The 15,527-nt window shown below is 67.9% G+C and carries 15 protein-coding genes and 1 riboswitch; of the genes, 4 read left to right on the top strand and 11 right to left on the bottom strand.

The genetic code is table 11. The features are described from left to right. Window positions 1-96 precede the first annotated feature (96 nt). The 6 genes from grxC to K678_RS14800 form a co-directional block, all read right to left on the bottom strand. Window positions 97-363, bottom strand: coding sequence for a glutaredoxin 3 (gene grxC, locus K678_RS14825; RefSeq protein WP_021133288.1), 267 nt, complete (start codon window positions 361-363; stop codon window positions 97-99). 181 nt (window positions 364-544) lie between these two features. After that, complete coding sequence (locus K678_RS14820; protein WP_021133287.1) at window positions 545-1,282, bottom strand: ComF family protein; 738 nt, start codon at window positions 1,280-1,282, stop codon at window positions 545-547. After that, the gene (locus K678_RS14815; RefSeq protein ID WP_021133286.1) at window positions 1,279-2,070 is read right to left on the bottom strand and encodes an energy-coupling factor ABC transporter ATP-binding protein; all 792 of its coding nucleotides are present in this window, start codon (window positions 2,068-2,070) and stop codon (window positions 1,279-1,281) included. The genes K678_RS14820 and K678_RS14815 overlap by 4 nt, the downstream gene beginning before the upstream one ends. Then, window positions 2,058-2,792: a cobalt ECF transporter T component CbiQ gene (cbiQ, locus tag K678_RS14810; RefSeq protein ID WP_021133285.1), complete on the bottom strand. Its 735-nt coding sequence runs from the start codon at window positions 2,790-2,792 to the stop codon at window positions 2,058-2,060. The genes K678_RS14815 and cbiQ overlap by 13 nt, the downstream gene beginning before the upstream one ends. Then, entirely contained in the window at window positions 2,789-3,064 is a 276-nt protein-coding gene (locus tag K678_RS14805; RefSeq protein WP_021133284.1) for an energy-coupling factor ABC transporter substrate-binding protein, read from the bottom strand. The genes cbiQ and K678_RS14805 overlap by 4 nt, the downstream gene beginning before the upstream one ends. Further along, complete coding sequence (locus K678_RS14800; protein ID WP_021133283.1) at window positions 3,061-3,714, bottom strand: energy-coupling factor ABC transporter permease; 654 nt, start codon at window positions 3,712-3,714, stop codon at window positions 3,061-3,063. The genes K678_RS14805 and K678_RS14800 overlap by 4 nt, the downstream gene beginning before the upstream one ends. Window positions 3,715-3,805: 91 nt before the next feature. Then, window positions 3,806-4,030, bottom strand: a riboswitch (cobalamin riboswitch). Between the two features lie 74 nt (window positions 4,031-4,104). Here K678_RS14800 and K678_RS14795 point away from each other — a divergent pair. From K678_RS14795 to K678_RS14780, 4 genes are all read left to right on the top strand, one after another. Beyond that, entirely contained in the window at window positions 4,105-4,803 is a 699-nt protein-coding gene (locus K678_RS14795; RefSeq protein WP_021133282.1) for a response regulator transcription factor, read from the top strand. Beyond that, window positions 4,742-6,463, top strand: a complete 1,722-nt coding sequence (locus tag K678_RS14790) for a stimulus-sensing domain-containing protein (RefSeq protein ID WP_414533246.1) — start codon at window positions 4,742-4,744, stop codon at window positions 6,461-6,463. Before K678_RS14795 ends, K678_RS14790 begins: the two co-directional genes overlap by 62 nt. 68 nt (window positions 6,464-6,531) lie before the next feature. Further along, a complete protein-coding gene (locus K678_RS14785) occupies window positions 6,532-7,137 on the top strand; it encodes a DsbA family protein (protein WP_021133280.1) in 606 nt (201 codons plus the stop codon). Window positions 7,138-7,158: 21 nt separating this feature from the next. Then, window positions 7,159-10,632 carry a chromosome segregation SMC family protein gene (locus K678_RS14780; protein ID WP_021133279.1) on the top strand — a complete coding sequence of 1,158 codons (3,474 nt, stop codon included), beginning with the start codon at window positions 7,159-7,161 and terminating at the stop codon, window positions 10,630-10,632. 78 nt (window positions 10,633-10,710) lie between these two features. Here K678_RS14780 and K678_RS14775 read toward each other — a convergent pair whose 3' ends face one another. The 5 genes from K678_RS14775 to K678_RS14755 form a co-directional block, all read right to left on the bottom strand. Continuing rightward, a complete protein-coding gene (locus K678_RS14775) occupies window positions 10,711-11,310 on the bottom strand; it encodes a hypothetical protein (protein WP_021133278.1) in 600 nt (199 codons plus the stop codon). A 62-nt stretch (window positions 11,311-11,372) separates the two neighbouring features. After that, window positions 11,373-12,305 (bottom strand): Hsp33 family molecular chaperone HslO, encoded by a 933-nt coding sequence (gene hslO, locus K678_RS14770; RefSeq protein ID WP_021133277.1) that lies wholly within the window; start codon window positions 12,303-12,305, stop codon window positions 11,373-11,375. Further along, on the bottom strand, window positions 12,302-13,219 hold the full coding sequence (gene argF / locus K678_RS14765) for an ornithine carbamoyltransferase (RefSeq protein WP_021133276.1): 918 nt from the start codon (window positions 13,217-13,219) through the stop codon (window positions 12,302-12,304). The genes hslO and argF overlap by 4 nt, the downstream gene beginning before the upstream one ends. Beyond that, complete coding sequence (locus K678_RS14760; protein ID WP_021133275.1) at window positions 13,216-14,394, bottom strand: aspartate aminotransferase family protein; 1,179 nt, start codon at window positions 14,392-14,394, stop codon at window positions 13,216-13,218. The genes argF and K678_RS14760 overlap by 4 nt, the downstream gene beginning before the upstream one ends. 165 nt (window positions 14,395-14,559) lie before the next feature. Continuing rightward, a complete protein-coding gene (locus tag K678_RS14755; RefSeq protein WP_021133274.1) occupies window positions 14,560-15,375 on the bottom strand; it encodes an ABC transporter permease in 816 nt (271 codons plus the stop codon). Window positions 15,376-15,527 lie beyond the last annotated feature (152 nt).

The raw sequence follows: 15,527 nt of genomic DNA, 5'->3' as shown, positions 1-15,527 counted from the left end.
GAGAGAAAAGGGAGGGTCCGGGAGGCGGGGCCTCCCGGCCAGGGTTTGGGGCGGGCCGCCCCAAATCTCACCAACCGGCCAATAAATTGGCCGGTGTTATTCCGCCGCGCCCGCCAGCAGCGGGTCGAGTTTGCCCGCGCTCTCAAGCGCGTAAAGGTCGTCGCAGCCGCCGACATGGTGGCCGTCAATGAAGATCTGCGGCACGGTGCGGCGGCCTCCGGCGCGCTCGACCATCGCGTTGCGCAAGGCTTCGTCGTTGCTGACGTCGATCTCGGTGAAAGCGAGGCCCTTGCGCTTGAACAGCTGCTTGGCGCGGACGCAATAGGGGCAGACTTTGGTGGTGTAGATATCGATCTGGGTCATGATCCTCGTTCCCCCGGAAGGGGGCCGCTAAGAGTGAATTGATCGATATATGAGGTCGGCAGGCCGATTTGACCAGAGTCCTTTGGCGCATCGTACGTCATGCCTGACGCACGATGCGCTTGCGGCCATTGCGGCCGCGGCCAAGTGCCCGGAGGGCACGCCCGGCAAGGGGGATATACATTTAACGCACGACGCGGCCGAGTGTCAGCACATCGACCGCAGCGGCTCCGTCCCGCAGCAGGATACGGGCGCATTCGTTAACGGTGGCTCCGGTGGTCATCACGTCGTCGATCAGCACGATCCGGCGGCCTGCGACCCGGGCAAGGCTGCGGGGCGGCAGCGCGAACGCCCCGGCGACGTTGCGGCGGCGGGCATCGGGGCCAAGATGTCCCTGTGACGGCGAGTGACGGCGGCGGACCAGCAGATCGGGCACGGACTCGAGTCCCGCCAGCGGGGCCAGCGCCTGGGCCAGCACCGCCGCCTGATTATAGCGCCGCGCCGCCAGCCGCCAGCGATGCAGCGGCACCGGAGCGATCAAATCGGCGTCGGCCAGCAGGTCGGCCCCGGCGCGGGCGAGCCAGCGGGCGAAGGCCGGAGCCCCTTCCAGCCGGTCGCCATGCTTGAAGCGCAGGATCAGCGGCTTCGTCTCGTCGTCATAGCGCAGCACGGCGCGGGCGCGGCCATAACGAGGCGGCGTGGCAAGACAGACGGGGCAGACCATCTGTGCCCCCGGATCGATCTCGAACGGCCGCCCGCACACCGCGCAGAGCGGGGCCGAGACAAAAGCGATTTTCGACCAGCAGTCCGGACACAGCGTGCCGGGATCGGCTACCGGACTCTGGCAGCGCAGACAGACCGGCGGCAGGATCGCGTCGAGGAGGACGCGCAGACCCTGCCGCACCGGCCCGATCAGGCTCATCGCCGCCCGAACCGGGCCAGCGCCTCGGCGCGGTCGCGGACTCCCAGTTCCAGCAGCAACGGCGTCTCCAGCCCGGCCGCCTCCATCAGGGCGCGGTCGCCCAGTACGGCGGCGGCGTTGCCCTGGCGCAGCGTCCGGCCGTTGGCGAACAGCGCCACCTCGTCGGCGAAGGCATAGGCCAGATCGACGTCGTGGGTGGTCAACACCAGGGTGGTTCCCGCTTCGGCCAACTGGGCCAGCACCCCTTGCAGCAGCATCCCGCCGCGATGATCCAGCCCGGCCAGCGGCTCGTCGAGCAACAGAACCTCGGGCCGCATCGCCACCGCTCCGGCGATCGCCACCCGCTTTCTCTGCCCGAACGATAATTGGTGGGTGGCGCGCTCGGCCAGATCGGCGATGCCCAGCGCCTCCAACGCTTCGGTCACCCGCGCTGCCGCCTCGGCCTCGGACAGGCCGAGATTGAGCGGCCCGAACGAGACATCCTCGGCGACGGTGGCGGCAAACACTTGATCGTCGGGGTCCTGCATCACCAGCCCGACCCGCTTGCGCCATCCGGCCAGGGCGGCGCGACCATAGCCGGGGGCGGCGCCATCGACCCGGACCTCGCCCGCCTCGGGCCGCAGCGTGCCGTTGAGATGGAGCAGCAGGGTACTCTTCCCTGCGCCGTTGGGGCCGAGCACCGCCAGCCGTCGCCCGCGCCGAACCGCGAGATCGAGGCCGTCGAGCGCCCGCCCCCCGCCGGGCCAGGAAAACACCAGCCCCCAGGCTTCCAGACTTAAATCCACCATAACGCAATCCCCAGCACCGCCGCCTGAAGTCCCAGCGCGACGGCGATAAAATGGATGGAGAGCGGCTGGCGGGGCGACAGCATCGGCAACGAGCCGTCGAACCCGCGTGCCGCCAGCCCGTGTTCCAGCCGTCTCGCCCGATCAAGCGCGCGGGGCAGCAGCAGCGCCACCAGCAGCCCAAGCGAGCGGATCGAGCGGCGAAAGCCGTGCCAGCCCAGCCGTGCCTCCTGGGCATGGCGGATCGCGATCGCGGAATCCAGCAGCAGGAACAGAAACCGCCAGATCAGCAACGCCATCTCGGCGATTTCGGGCGACAGACCCAGGCGGCGAGCCCCCCGCACCAGATCGGGGGCCGGGGTGGTGACGGCGAGCAGCAGCAGACAGGACAACGCCGCTGCCGCGCGCAGGATCACGGAAAGCGCGGCCGCGCCGCCGTCGCGGGCGAGAGCCAGCCCGTCCGGGCTGATCTCGACCGCCAGCGCCGCCGCCCCGGTCAGGGCAAAGCCCAGCGGTGCCGCGACCAGCCTAAGCCAGTCGCGCCAGCCGATCCGGGCTCCGGCCAGGGCGGCGGTCCAGCTAACAAGCAGTACCAGAACCGCTCCCGGCCAGGGGGGTAACGCCAGCGCCAGGGCCAACAGGCCCAGCGCCAACACCGCTTTTTCCGTCGTCGAGCGCCGCCGCCACCGGCTGGATTGGGCCAGCCGGTCGATGGCGAGGCTCACCGCTCGCCGCGACCGTGGCGACGTCCGATGGCATAGCCGACCAGACCGGCCCCAATCGCCGCCTGAAGCGCGAACAACAGGCTTTCGACTTCCTTGCCCGGCGGCTCCCAAAGCGGTTCGGCCCAGGGGACATAGGACGGATTGGCGGCGGCGACGGCATCGCGGGCGGCATCGTCGGTGCCGCCGAATTGGGCGTCGGGGGTCAGGGCCAGCGGCGCGATGACGATCAGCGCGGCCAGACCCAGCAACGCGTAATTGAGACGGGCGCTCATGCCTTCACCCCTTCGGTCTTGAGGAAACCACGTCCGACCAGCGCATTGATCACCACGACGGTGACCAGACCTTCGGCAATCGCCAGCGGCACCTGAGTCAGGGCGAAGATACCGGCGAATTTGGCGAACGCACCGCCGAAGCCCGAAACCGGGTCAGGGAAGGCCAGGGCCAATTGGGCCGAGGTAACGATATAGGTGGCGAGATCGCCCAGCGTCGCGGCCAGCGCGATTCCGACCGCATGGGGCAGCTTCAGCGCGGTCGAGGCGCGCCACAAACCATAGGCGACCCAGGGCCCGACCACCGCCATCGAGACGATGTTGGCGCCCAGCGTGGTCAGCCCGCCATGGGCCAGCAACAGGGCCTGGAACAGCAACACGATCGAGCCGAGCAGCGCCATCACCGAGGGGCCGAACAACACCGCGCCCAGGCCGGTGCCGGTGGGGTGCGAGCAGGACCCGGTGACGCTGGGCAGCTTCAGGGCCGACAGAACGAAGGCGAATCCCCCGGCGGCGGCCAGTTGCAGCCGCGCCTCGGGGCGTTCGATCACGATCTTTTTCAGCTTCCATGCGCCCGCCGCGACAAAGGGGACGGCGACGCAGCCCCAGGCCACGGCGTGGGCCGCAGGTAAGAACCCTTCCATAATATGCATAACAGACAGACTCCGTTCGTCGAGAGATCGCGTGTCGTCGCGAAACGGGTCCTGATGTCAAACCTTCCGGCACACCCCGTCCGGCAGGCTCGCGACGACTCTCGTGATGGCAGGTCTCCTGACTTGCGGGTCGTCGGGTTCGACCCTGCCTTCCCAGCCCACGCAACGGGGGCCAGTGGCCTGTGGGGTCGGACCCTCTCCGCCTACAGTTGCGGGGGCAGTCCCGGCTTTGGGCCCGGATCGGGGCCGTACCGTGTTCCCATTTTCACCCAGCCGGGATCGTGACCGGCAAGGAACCATCATCGATCACTATAATTTCGCCACGATCCCGATGCAAACCCGTATCGTCCTGCTATCCTGGTAGCCGAACGTCCGACGGAGGTACCCCTTTTGACCCATACCATCGCGATGGTCGATGACGACCGCAACATCTTGACCTCGGTCTCGATGGCCCTTGAAGCCGAGGGGTTCAAGGTGCGGACCTATACCGACGGTGCCGAGGCGTTGCGCGGCCTGACCGCTCAGCCGCCCGATCTGGCCCTGCTCGACATCAAGATGCCGCGGATGGACGGGATGGAATTGTTGCAGCGGTTGCGGCGGCAATCCTCGATCCCGGTGATCTTCCTGACCTCGAAGGATGACGAAATCGACGAATTACTCGGCCTCAGGATGGGGGCCGACGATTACATCAAGAAGCCGTTCTCGCAGAAGCTGCTGATCGAGCGGATTCGCGCCCTGATCCGCCGTCTCGAGGCCAACGCCGCCGGACCCGACGAGCCGCCGGGCGAAGTGATCACGCGGGGGTCGCTGGTGCTTGATCCCGCCCGCCATGTCTGCACCTGGAACGGGGTCGGGGTCGATCTTACCGTCACCGAATTCCTGCTGCTGAAATCGTTGGCGATCCGTCCCGGCCATGTCAAAAGCCGTGACCAATTGATCGATTCCGCCTATGGCGAATCGATCTATGTCGATGACCGCACCATCGACAGCCACATCAAGCGGCTGCGCAAGAAGTTCCGCGAGGTCGATGACGATTTCTCCCAGATCGAGACCCTGTACGGCGTCGGGTACCGCTATCGTGAAGAGTGAGGCGGCCGGGGGCGAGGCTCCGGTTGTTGCGATCGCGCCGGTCGAGGCCCGCCGCCGCTGGCCGCGCTGGCGTCTGCTCGCCTCGCCGCTGACGCGGCGGATTCTCGCGGTCAATCTGCTGGCGCCGGTGGTGCTGGTCGGTGGTCTGCTCTATCTCGACCGCTACAAGCAGGGATTGATCCGCTCGGAACTGGAAGGACTGGCGACCCAGGCCGAGATGGTCGCCGCTGCCGTCGGCGAAGGCGCGCTGGTCGAAGGCGAGATCGAAGGGCTGGAATTCAACGCCGACACCGCCCGCCAGATGGTGCGCCGTCTCGCCGAACCGGCCAAGCTTCGGGTTCGGCTGTTCGGTTCCGACGGTGAACTAGTCGCGGATTCGCGCTTTCGCCTGGGGGCCAACGGCGTCGTCCATGTCGAGATGTTGCCGCCGCCGCGTGAGCCGAGCTGGTCCGACGACGTTCGCCAATGGTGGGAGCGCACGGCGCACTGGCTGCGCTTCGACCGCGCTTTGCAGCTTTACCGCGACCGTCCCCGCGCCCGGGCCAGCGATTTTGCCGAAGTCGCTACCGCGTTGGACGGCCGCAGCGGTGCCCAGGTCCGCACCCGCCCGGGCGGCGGTCTGGTCCTGTCGGTCGCGGTTCCGGTCCAGCGGTACAAGCAGGTGGGCGGCGCGGTGCTGATCACCGCCGACGGCACCAACGTCACCCGCGCTTTGTTCCAGGTCCGCCTGGCGATTTTCCAGGTGTTCGCCGTTGCCCTCGGCCTGACCATCGCCTTGTCGCTTTACATGGCGGGCACGATCGCCCGGCCGATCCGGCGGCTGGCGCTGGCGGCGGAACGGGTCCGCCACGGCCAGGGCCGCGCCTTGCTGATCCCCGATCTGTCGCGGCGCGGCGACGAGATCGGCGAATTGTCGCTGGCGCTGAAAGAGATGACCGAGGCGCTGTGGCGGCGGATGGATGCGATCGAGGCGTTTGCCGCCGACGTCGCCCACGAGATCAAGAATCCGCTGACCTCGCTCCGGTCGGCGGTCGAGACGGCGGCCCGGATCGACAATCCCGACCAACGCCGCCGCCTGATGGCGATTGTGCTGGACGATGTCGGACGGCTGGACCGGCTGATCAGCGATATCTCCGACGCCTCGCGGATCGACGCTGAATTGTCGCGGGCCGAAAGCGCTCCGGTCGCGGTGGCGGCGATGCTCGACGCCCTGGCCGACGTCTATCGGGTCACCGGGGGCGAGACCGGGCCGAGCTTCATCCTTGACCGCCCCGCGGGTGATCCGCTGATCGTCAACGGGATCGAATCCCGGCTGGTCCAGGTGTTGCGCAACCTGATCGCCAACGCGATGTCGTTCAGTCCGCCGGGCGGTTCGATCCGCCTGACCGCCGAACGCGGCGGTGGACGGGTCCGTATCGTCGTCGAAGACGATGGTCCCGGCATTCCCGACAACAAGCTGGAAGCGATCTTTGACCGCTTTTATTCCGAGCGGCCCGAGGGCGAGAAATTCGGCACCCATTCCGGGCTGGGCCTGTCGATTTCACGCCAGATCGTCGAGGCGCATAATGGTAGCATCCGCGCCGAAAACCGCGACGGCGGCGGGGCGCGCTTCATCGTCGATCTGCCCGACAGCGGCGGAGACGACACCCTGCACCGTTAAGGATCGTTCCATTCACGGGGCAACCGCCCTACTATTCGCTCGAACCATTATTCGTAGGGAGATTTCCGGTGAAGACGCTTGCCCGCCTGTTCGCCGCCGCTGCTATCGTCGTGCTGTCCGCTGTTCCGGCGGCCTGGGCCGCCGAAGAGACCTATCCGACCGATCAGGTGCTGGGGCGGCCCGACGCGCCGCTGACGATCATCGAATATGCCTCGACCACCTGCGGCCATTGCGCCAATTTCCACAAGACCGTGTTGCCCCGCTTGAAGGCGGAATGGATCGATACCGGCCGCGCCAAGCTGATCTTCCGCGATTATCCGACCGGGCCGCACGCTTTGTCGCTGGGCGCGTCGATGATTCCGCATTGCGCCGGACCGGATCGCTATTTCGGGCTGCTGGGTCTGATCATGGATCAGCAGGAACGCTGGATGGCTTCGGCCAATCCGCTGGCCGAACTGAAGAAGCTGTCGAAGCTGGCCGGACTGGGCGAAGACAAGGTTGACGAATGCCTGCGCCGCCAGGACCTCGCCAACGCCCTTGAAGCCCGTGCCCGCGATGCGTTCGAGAAGCGCGGCATTGACGGGACTCCCGCCTTTATCGTTGATGGCAAGGTCCTGCCCGGGGCCCGGCCATTCGAGGAGCTCGACAAGGCCTTGAAGGCCGCATCGAAGTAAAGCCCGCTTAAGGGGGCGGCGGTGCTCCAGTTTTCCCGGCTGCGCCTTTCGGGGTTCAAGTCGTTCGTCGATCCCGCCGAATTGCGGATCGAGCCGGGAATGACTGGCATCGTCGGCCCCAACGGCTGCGGCAAATCGAATCTGATCGAGGCGCTGCGCTGGGTGATGGGGGAGACCTCGGCCCGCCAGATGCGCGGCGGCGAGATGGACGACGTGATCTTCGGCGGCAGCGCCGGGCGGCCCGCCCGCAATGTCGCCGAGGTCGGGGTGACCCTCGACAATGCCGCCCGCACCGGACCGCCCCAATACGACCAGGACGAGATCGAGGTGTCGCGCCGGATCGAGCGCGGCAATGGCTCGACCTATCGGGTCAACAGCCGCGAGACCCGCGCCCGCGACGTCCAATTGCTGTTTTCCGATGCCGCCACCGGGGCGCGCTCGTCCGGTCTGGTCAGCCAGGGCCGGGTCGGTGCCCTGATCAACGCCCGCCCCGCCGACCGCCGCCTGCTGCTGGAAGAAGCCGCCGGGATCGCCGGTCTCCATGCCCGCCGCCACGAGGCCGAGGGGCGGCTGAAGGGGGCGGAAGCCAATCTGGAGCGGCTTGACGACGTTCTCGCCACCCTGGCCGAACAATTGCGTTCGCTCCAGCGTCAGGCCAAGCAGGCGGCGCGCTATCGCACCTTGTCCGAACAGATCCGGGCGCTCGAAGCCCGGCTGCTCTATCTCGGCTGGCTCGAAGCGCTGACTTCGGTCGATGCCGCCCGCGTCGCCTTGCGCCAGATCGAAACCGGCGTTGCCGATGCGACCGTTGCCGCCGCCGCTGCTGCCGCCCGTGCCGTTGCCCTGGCCGCCGATCTGCCGCCGCTGCGTACCGCCCTGGACGATGCCCGCCAGCAGGTGCGGGCGCTGCTGACCGAGCGCGAGCAATTGGAGGCTGAGGCGGGGCGGATGGCCGAGATGCGGCGCGATCTCGACGCCCGGCTGGCCCAGGTGGGCTCGGACCTGCAACGCGAACATGCCCGCGCCGCCGATGCCGCTCAGGCGGTGGCCCGGCTGGAGGGCGAACGCGACACTCTGGCCGAGGATGCCGCCGGAGAAAACGATGCCCGCCAGGAGGCCGAGGCGCAGGTGATCGCCGCCGCCGCCGAGGTCGCGACGGCGGATCAGGCGCTGACCGCACGGATGGAAGAGGTTGCCGCCGCCGATGCCGAGCGCGCTGCCGCGTTGCGCCGGTTGCAGGAGGTCGAGAACCGTCGCGACCGTCTGCGCGACCGCGCCGCCCTGGCACTGTCGCAGCGGGCGCAAATCGAAGCCGAGGCGATCGACCGCGCCGACCTCACCGCGCTGGAAATGGAGCTGGAAGGGGCCGAGGAGTTCTTATTCGAAGCCCGCGAGCTGGCCGAGCGCGCCGATGCCAAGCGGGGCGCGGCCCAGACTGCTCGCGACCGCGCCCGCGATGCCCACGCCGCCGCGATTGCTGCCCGCGACCGCCTCCATGCCGAGGCCGATGCGCTGCGTCAGGTGCTGGCCCAAGGGCGCGGGGCCGGGTTTCGCCCCTTGCTCGATGACGTTGCCGCTCTGACCGGGTACGAACCGGCGCTGGCGGCGGGGCTGGGCGAGGATCTTGCCGCCCCCACCGATCCGGCCGCCCCGCTGCGCTGGGACGATCTCGGCCCGCCCGAGGCGGGTCCGGCGCTGCCCCCCGGCACCCGTCCGCTCGCCGCCTTTGTCACCGCGCCGCCGGTGCTGGCGCGGCGGCTGGCCCAGATCGCGGTGGTTGCGGACGCGGCCGAGGGCGAAATCCGCCGCCACGCCTTGGCGGTGGGGCAACGGCTGGTGACGCCCCAGGGCGATCTGTGGCGGTGGGACGGCTATACCGCGCGGGCGGGTGCCCCCAGCCCGATGGCGCTGCGTCTGGCCCAGCGCAACCGGCTGCGCGACCTCGACGCCCAATTGGATGATGCCGATCTTGGGGTTGAGACCGCCGAGGAAGAGGCCGGGGCGGCGATCATGGCCGCCGAACGCGCCGCCGAGACCGAACGCGCCGCCCGCGATGCGGTGCGCCGGGCCGAAACCGAGGCCGCCCGCGCCCGCGACGCGCATGGACGCCTCGCCCAGCGTGCCGCCGCCCACGAAACCCGGCTGGAGGCGGTGGCCGAGCAATGCGCGGCGGCCGAGGACGATCTGGCCCAGGCCGAAGCCGAACTGGCCGAGGCGCACGCCGCCGCCGCCGCTTTTCCCGAAACCGACGACGGACGCGGCCAGATCGCGAGTCTCCGCGCCACCTTGGCCGAATTGCGGGCCGGGTTGATCGAGGCCAAAGCCGGGCTGGACCGGATGATCCGTGACGCTGCCGACCGGGCCCGCCGCCGCGACGCGGTCGAGGCCGATCTGCTCTCGTGGCGCAACCGGGCCGAGTCCGCCCGCCAACATGTCGAGGAATTGGAGGAACGGCGCGAGACGGTGCTGTTCGAGATCGAGCGCCTTGCCAGCCTGCCCGACAGTTTCGACCGCCGCCGTGCCGATCTGCTCGACCGCGCCCAGGCCGCCGACGCCGCCGCCCAGGCTGCGACCGACCGGGTCGAGACGGCAGAGCGGGCCTTGGCCGAGGCCGACCGCGCGGCCAAAGCCGCCGAACAGGCGGTTGCCGCCGCCCGCGAGGAGCGGATCCGCCGCGAAGCCGCCGTTTCCGCCGCCGATCAGGCCTGCCGCGCCGTCGCCGCCCGGATCGCCGAGCGGCTGGAGGTGACGCCCGAACAATTGCGCGAGCTGGCGGCGACGGTCGAAGACGAACGGCCCGATCCGCCCGATCTGCAACGCCGCCTTGACCGCCTGACTCGCGAGCGCGATCAGATGGGGCCGGTCAATCTGTGTGCCGAACAGGAAGCGGCGGAACTGGAGACCCGGATCGCCGAAATGCAGGCGGAAAAGGACGATCTCGTCGCCGCGATCGCCCGGCTGCGCCACGCCATCGGCGAACTGAACCGCGAGGCCCGCGACAAGCTGCTGGCTTCGTTCCAGGCGGTCGATCGCGATTTCCGCCAATTATTCGCCCGGCTGTTCGGCGGCGGGCGGGCTCATCTTGCCCTGACCGAATCCGCCGATCCGCTTGAGGCCGGGCTGGAGATCATGGCCAGCCCGCCCGGCAAGCGGATGCAGCAATTGTCGCTGTTGTCGGGGGGCGAACAGGCCCTGACCGCGTTGGCTCTGCTGTTCGCGGTGTTCATGACCAACCCGGCACCGATCTGCGTGTTGGACGAGGTCGATGCCCCGCTCGATGACGCCAATGTCGATCGCTTCTGCACCCTGGTCGACAGCATCGCCGCGACCACCCGCACCCGCTTCCTGATCGTCACCCATCACCGGATGACGATGGCCCGGATGGACCGTCTGTACGGCGTCACGATGGCCGAGCGCGGGATATCGCAATTGGTGTCGGTCGATCTGTCCCAGGCCGAGGAATTACGGGAGAAGAGCGGCCAACCTTCGATTTGACCCGTTGGCCGCCGGATAACAAAAAGCCCCCCTCTCCCAGGGGAGAGGAGGGCGCTTTGCCGGGGCCGGTTGGGTCCGTTATCGGATCAGCCAGCGGCCGAGATAATTGCGGATCAATTGTTCCATCTGCCGGTCGATATCGCGGGCCAGTCCGTCGGTGATCTCGTACTGAATCCGCTCACGCTCGTTGACGGTCAGACCTTCGGGGACGGTGCGCGACCGCTGGGCGGTGGCGACGACGTCGGCAACGGTCATGTGGCGGGCGTCGAGGATTTCGACCGCGACCTGAAGGGTCGCGTCGTAGCGCAATTCCTGCTCTTTCTTGAACGCGCCGGACAGGCTGGTATCGGTTCGGAGCGGGACTTCGACGACGCGGGCATCCCGGATCACGACCCGGGCCGAGCCGCTGTCCCGCTGGCCCATCGGCCGCAGCCGGTCCTGGGCCCAGCGTTCGATCGCCGCGCCGGGCGACACCGGCATCAGATGTTCGATGTTGGGCAACCGTCCCGGCGGCTGGTAATCCGACAGGATTTCCAGTTCGGCGACGTCAAGGCGGAACGGCTGACGGTCGGTGAAGGTGATCGGCGGCAGCTTTTGTACCGGCGGAGCGTTCTGGCAGGCGGTGGCGGCCAGGGCGGCGGCAAAAGCCACCGCCAGACGAAGGTGCCTTGCGCGCATCGCGAGGGGTTCCTTGGCTGGAGGACGTCCGAAGGACATTGTCTGCGGCTGACCCGCCCGCGTCAAGGCGAGACGGCGGGCGTCAGTTCGGTCAGGGCAACGACGTGATCGGTCCGGCAGAATTCGCAGGTCACCGTGATGTTGCCGTCGGCATCGGCCAGCGACGGGACTTCAGCGGCGGGCAACGAGGTCAGGGTTGCGACCACCCGCTCGCGCGAGCAGCGGCATTCGGCGACAAGACGGCGCGGATCGAACAGAACCAGCGATTCGGCGTGATAGAGCCGATAGAGCAGGTGCTCGGGCATCAGGGTCGGATCGCGCAATTCGGCGACGGTCAGGCTGCCGAGCAGGATTTCGGCGCGGCGCCAGCTTTCGTCGGCCTCTTCGGCCAGCAGGATCGGGGCCCGGCCCGTTCCGGGCGGCAGGCGCTGGATCATCACGACCTGGGCGGCCCAGCCCAAACCGTCGGCGGGCGGACGAACCGCAGTGGAAACGGCGGTATCAAGCTGTTCGGACTGGCGGAAATAGGTCCCGACCGCATCGGCCAAGGTCTCGCCTTCCAGCGCGACGATGCCCTGATAGCGTTCGGTGCCCGCGCCCTGATCGACGGTGAAGGCGAGATGCCCTTTGCCCAGCAGGGCCAGCGCCGGAGCCTCGGCCGCGACGGTCGCGAGCCGGGCGGCGTCAAACCGGGCCATCGCCCGCAACCGTCCCTCGCTGGTGACGTCGGCGACCACCAGCGGCACCGGGCCGTCGCCCTGGACCTGAAGGGTGAAGACGCCATCATATTTCAGCATCGCCGCCAGCGCGGTGGCCAGGGCACAGATTTCGGCCAGCAGGGTCGCGACCGGCAGCGGGTAATCGTGGCGCGGGTCGAGAATCGAGTCGAGGGCCGGTCCGAGCCGGACCAGACGACCGCGCACCAGACCGTCCTCGATCGTGAATGGTAAAACCAGATCGGCGGTCGCCGTCGATGCGGCGGCCGCGCCGGTCATGCCAGACTCCAGGTCAGGATCGCCTTCTGGACATGCATGCGGTTCTCGGCCTCGTCCCACACCACCGAACGGGGACCGTCCATCACCGCATCGGTGACTTCCTCGCCGCGATGGGCGGGCAGGCAATGCATGAACAGGGCGTCGGGCGCGGCGCGGTCCATCAGCGCCTCGTTGACCTGATAGGGGGCGAGAATCTTCGAGCGGTTATCGTCGCGGCATCCCATCGACAGCCAGGTATCGGTGACGACCAGATCGGCCCCCGCCACCGCCTGGGCAGGATCGGTCATCAGCTCGACCCGGGCGCCACGGTCGCGCGCCCACGCCACCGCCTTCTCCGACGGCATCAGCGAGTCGGGACAGGCCAGCCGGATCGTCGCGCCGAACTGGGCGGCGGCGTGAATCCAACTGGCGGCGACGTTGTTGCCATCGCCGATCCAGGCCACCACCTTCCCGGCCAGGGTGCCGCGATGCTCTTCATAGGTCATCACGTCGGCCATCACCTGACAGGGATGGGACTCGTCGGTCAGACCGTTAATCACCGGCACCGAGGCATAGCGGACCAGATCGTCGAGCTTGTCCGGGCTGTCGGTGCGAATCATGATCGCATCGACGAAGCGCGACAGTACCCGGGCGGTATCGGCGACGGTCTCGCCGCGCCCCAGCTGGGTGTCGCCCCGGGTCAGCACGATGACGTCGCCGCCCAATTGCTTCATCCCCGCCTCGAACGAGACGCGGGTGCGGGTCGAGGGCTTTTCGAAGATCATCGCCAGCAGCTTTCCGGCCAGCGGACGGGTATTGGTCCGCCCGGCCTTGTAGGCTTTGCCGAGATCGATCATCTGCCGCAGGGTCTGGGACTCGAAACGGTCGAGGTCGAGAAAATGGCGAGGGCCGCCAGCCTTGGTCTGGGACGTCATGAGGGGGCCACCAGCTCGCTCAGAGTGCGGGAGAGGATCTCGGTCGCCAAAGCGACTTCGGCCTCGCGGATAGTCAGTGGCGGCGCTAGGCGCACCACATTGTTCCCGGCCCCGACGGCCAGCAGGCCGTTGTCGCGCAACCGGGCGATCAACTCGCCATTGGGGATGCGGGGTTTGATCCCCAGCAGCAGCCCCAACCCGCGCACATCCTCGATCAGGGTGGGGAAGCGGGCGGCAACCGCCTCGACCTCGCGGCGCAGCAGGGCGGCAATCCGATCGACTTCGTCGAGGAAGCCCGGTTCCAGCACGACGTCCAGCACCGTTTCGGCCACCGCCATCGCCAACGGATTGCCGCCGAAGGTCGAGCCGTGGGTGCCGGCGGTCATGCCGCGCGCCGCCGCTTCGGTGGCGAGACAGGCGCCCACCGGGAAGCCGCCGCCCAGGCCCTTGGCGATCCCCATGATGTCGGGGGTGATGCCCGATATTTCATGGGCGAACAGCTTGCCCGAACGGCCCATGCCGGTCTGAACTTCGTCGAACATCAACAGGATGCCGAACTCGTCGGCGGTCTCGCGCAGGCGGCGGAGATAATCGGGCTCGGCCGGAACGATGCCGCCTTCGCCCTGCACCGGCTCAACCAGGATCGCCGCCGTCTCGGCGGTGATGGCGGCCCGGAGCGCATTGAGGTTGCCAAACGGAACGTGATCGAAGCCATCGACCGCCGGGCCAAAGCCGTCCAGGTGCTTTTTCTGGCCACCGGCGGCAATCGTCGCCAGGGTACGGCCGTGAAAAGCGCCCTCGGCGCAGATGATGCGATAACGTTCGGGATGGCCGCCGACGTGATGATACCGCCGCGCCATCTTGATGCAGCATTCCATTGCCTCGGCGCCGGAATTGCAAAAGAAGACGGTGTCGGCGAAGGTCGCCTCGATCAGGCGGGTGGCGACTCGTTCCTGTCCCGGCACGCGGTACAGGTTCGAACAGTGCCACAGCTTTCCCGCCTGGGCGGTCAGCGCCGCGACAAGGCGCGGATGAGAATGTCCGAGCGCATTGACCGCGACTCCGGCAGCGAAGTCGAGATAGCGACGGCCATCAGTGGCGTACAAATAGGCCCCTTCACCCCGGTCAAAGGCGAGATCGGCCCGCGCATAGGTCGGCAGAACGACAGCAACCATGGCAGCTCTCCGGAACGCTCCTTCCGCAATGCCGGTATGGCCGCTGCGAGAGCGGAATATCCGGCGCGCTCATGGAAAGCGGCAGACTATCGGCGCGAAAAGGCGTTCTGTCAATCATTGTGACCAGGACAGCGCCGCTGTCCTGTCGATTTTTCACATTCCCTCTTACCCGCGCAGCTTGTAGCCGCTGGCAAGCATCTTCCAGGTCACCAGGCCCAGCACCAGATCGGTCAGCGTCACCACGGCCAGTCCCACCGTCAGCGAGCCGTCGGAATGGCCGATGAATCCGGCGCGGAAACCGTCGATCATGTAGAAAAACGGATTAGCCAGCGCGAAGGCGTGAAAATGTTCGGGCAGCCGCTCGATCGAATAGAACGTGCCGGACAGGAACGACAGCGGCGTCACGACGAAATTGGTCACCGCCGCCATGTGGTCGAACTTGTCGGCCCAGATCCCGCCGATCATGCCGAGCAGCGACAGCATCAGCGATCCCATCACCGCGTGAAACAGGATCAGCCCGATCGAATGAATGTGCATCGGCACGAACAGGGCCATAGCCAGGGCGACGACCAGACCGACCAGCACGCCGCGGGCGACGCCGCCCGCCGCGATCGCGACGGTCATCTCGGCCCCGGTCAAAGGCGGCATCAGCATATCGACGATGTTGCCCTGAACCTTGGCGATGATCAGCGACGACGAGGTGTTGGCGAAGGAATTTTGCACCATCGCCATCATCACCAGACCGGGGGCAAGGAACTCGGCGAAATCGACCCCGCCGACGCGGGCCGCCACCGGCCCCAACGCCAGGGTGAACACGGCGAGAAACAGCAAGGTGGTGACCACCGGAGCGGTGATCGTCTGGAAATGGACCTTGAGGAAGCGGCGGACCTCCTTCATGAACAGGGTCCAGGTGCCCAGCCAGTTGACCGCGCCATAGCGGCGGGGACAGGGCGGCAGGCCGCGCGTCGGGTCGTCACTCATGTTAGGATCATCTCCATGACCGGCAGGGCCGGGCGGATACCGCCCCAGATCACCGCATCCTACATCGAGAATGCAGCGTTGCATTATCTTGAACGCTTCGCTTCGTCCAGGGCCAACCTGCGCCGGGTGCTGATGGGCAAGGTGCGCCGCTC

It is taken from the genome of Magnetospirillum fulvum MGU-K5, assembly GCF_000442515.1.
Taxonomy (GTDB): Bacteria; Pseudomonadota; Alphaproteobacteria; order Rhodospirillales; family Magnetospirillaceae; genus Phaeospirillum; species Phaeospirillum fulvum_B.
Note: the sequence above shows the minus strand (reverse complement) of the source record. Positions and strands in the feature narration are given on the sequence as shown.

Bases quoted from the DNA above. Each gene is read 5' to 3' on its own strand.
- grxC (WP_021133288.1), bottom strand. From the start codon at position 363: ATGACCCAGATCGATATCTACACCACCAAAGTCTGCCCCTATTGCGTC.
- K678_RS14820 (WP_021133287.1), bottom strand. From the start codon at position 1,282: ATGAGCCTGATCGGGCCGGTGCGGCAGGGTCTGCGCGTCCTCCTCGAC.
- K678_RS14815 (WP_021133286.1), bottom strand. From the start codon at position 2,070: ATGGTGGATTTAAGTCTGGAAGCCTGGGGGCTGGTGTTTTCCTGGCCC.
- K678_RS14805 (WP_021133284.1), bottom strand. From the start codon at position 3,064: ATGAGCGCCCGTCTCAATTACGCGTTGCTGGGTCTGGCCGCGCTGATC.
- K678_RS14800 (WP_021133283.1), bottom strand. From the start codon at position 3,714: ATGCATATTATGGAAGGGTTCTTACCTGCGGCCCACGCCGTGGCCTGG.
- K678_RS14790 (WP_414533246.1), top strand. From the start codon at position 4,742: ATGACGATTTCTCCCAGATCGAGACCCTGTACGGCGTCGGGTACCGCT.
- K678_RS14775 (WP_021133278.1), bottom strand. From the start codon at position 11,310: ATGCGCGCAAGGCACCTTCGTCTGGCGGTGGCTTTTGCCGCCGCCCTG.
- hslO (WP_021133277.1), bottom strand. From the start codon at position 12,305: ATGACCGGCGCGGCCGCCGCATCGACGGCGACCGCCGATCTGGTTTTA.
- argF (WP_021133276.1), bottom strand. From the start codon at position 13,219: ATGACGTCCCAGACCAAGGCTGGCGGCCCTCGCCATTTTCTCGACCTC.
- K678_RS14760 (WP_021133275.1), bottom strand. From the start codon at position 14,394: ATGGTTGCTGTCGTTCTGCCGACCTATGCGCGGGCCGATCTCGCCTTT.
- K678_RS14755 (WP_021133274.1), bottom strand. From the start codon at position 15,375: ATGAGTGACGACCCGACGCGCGGCCTGCCGCCCTGTCCCCGCCGCTAT.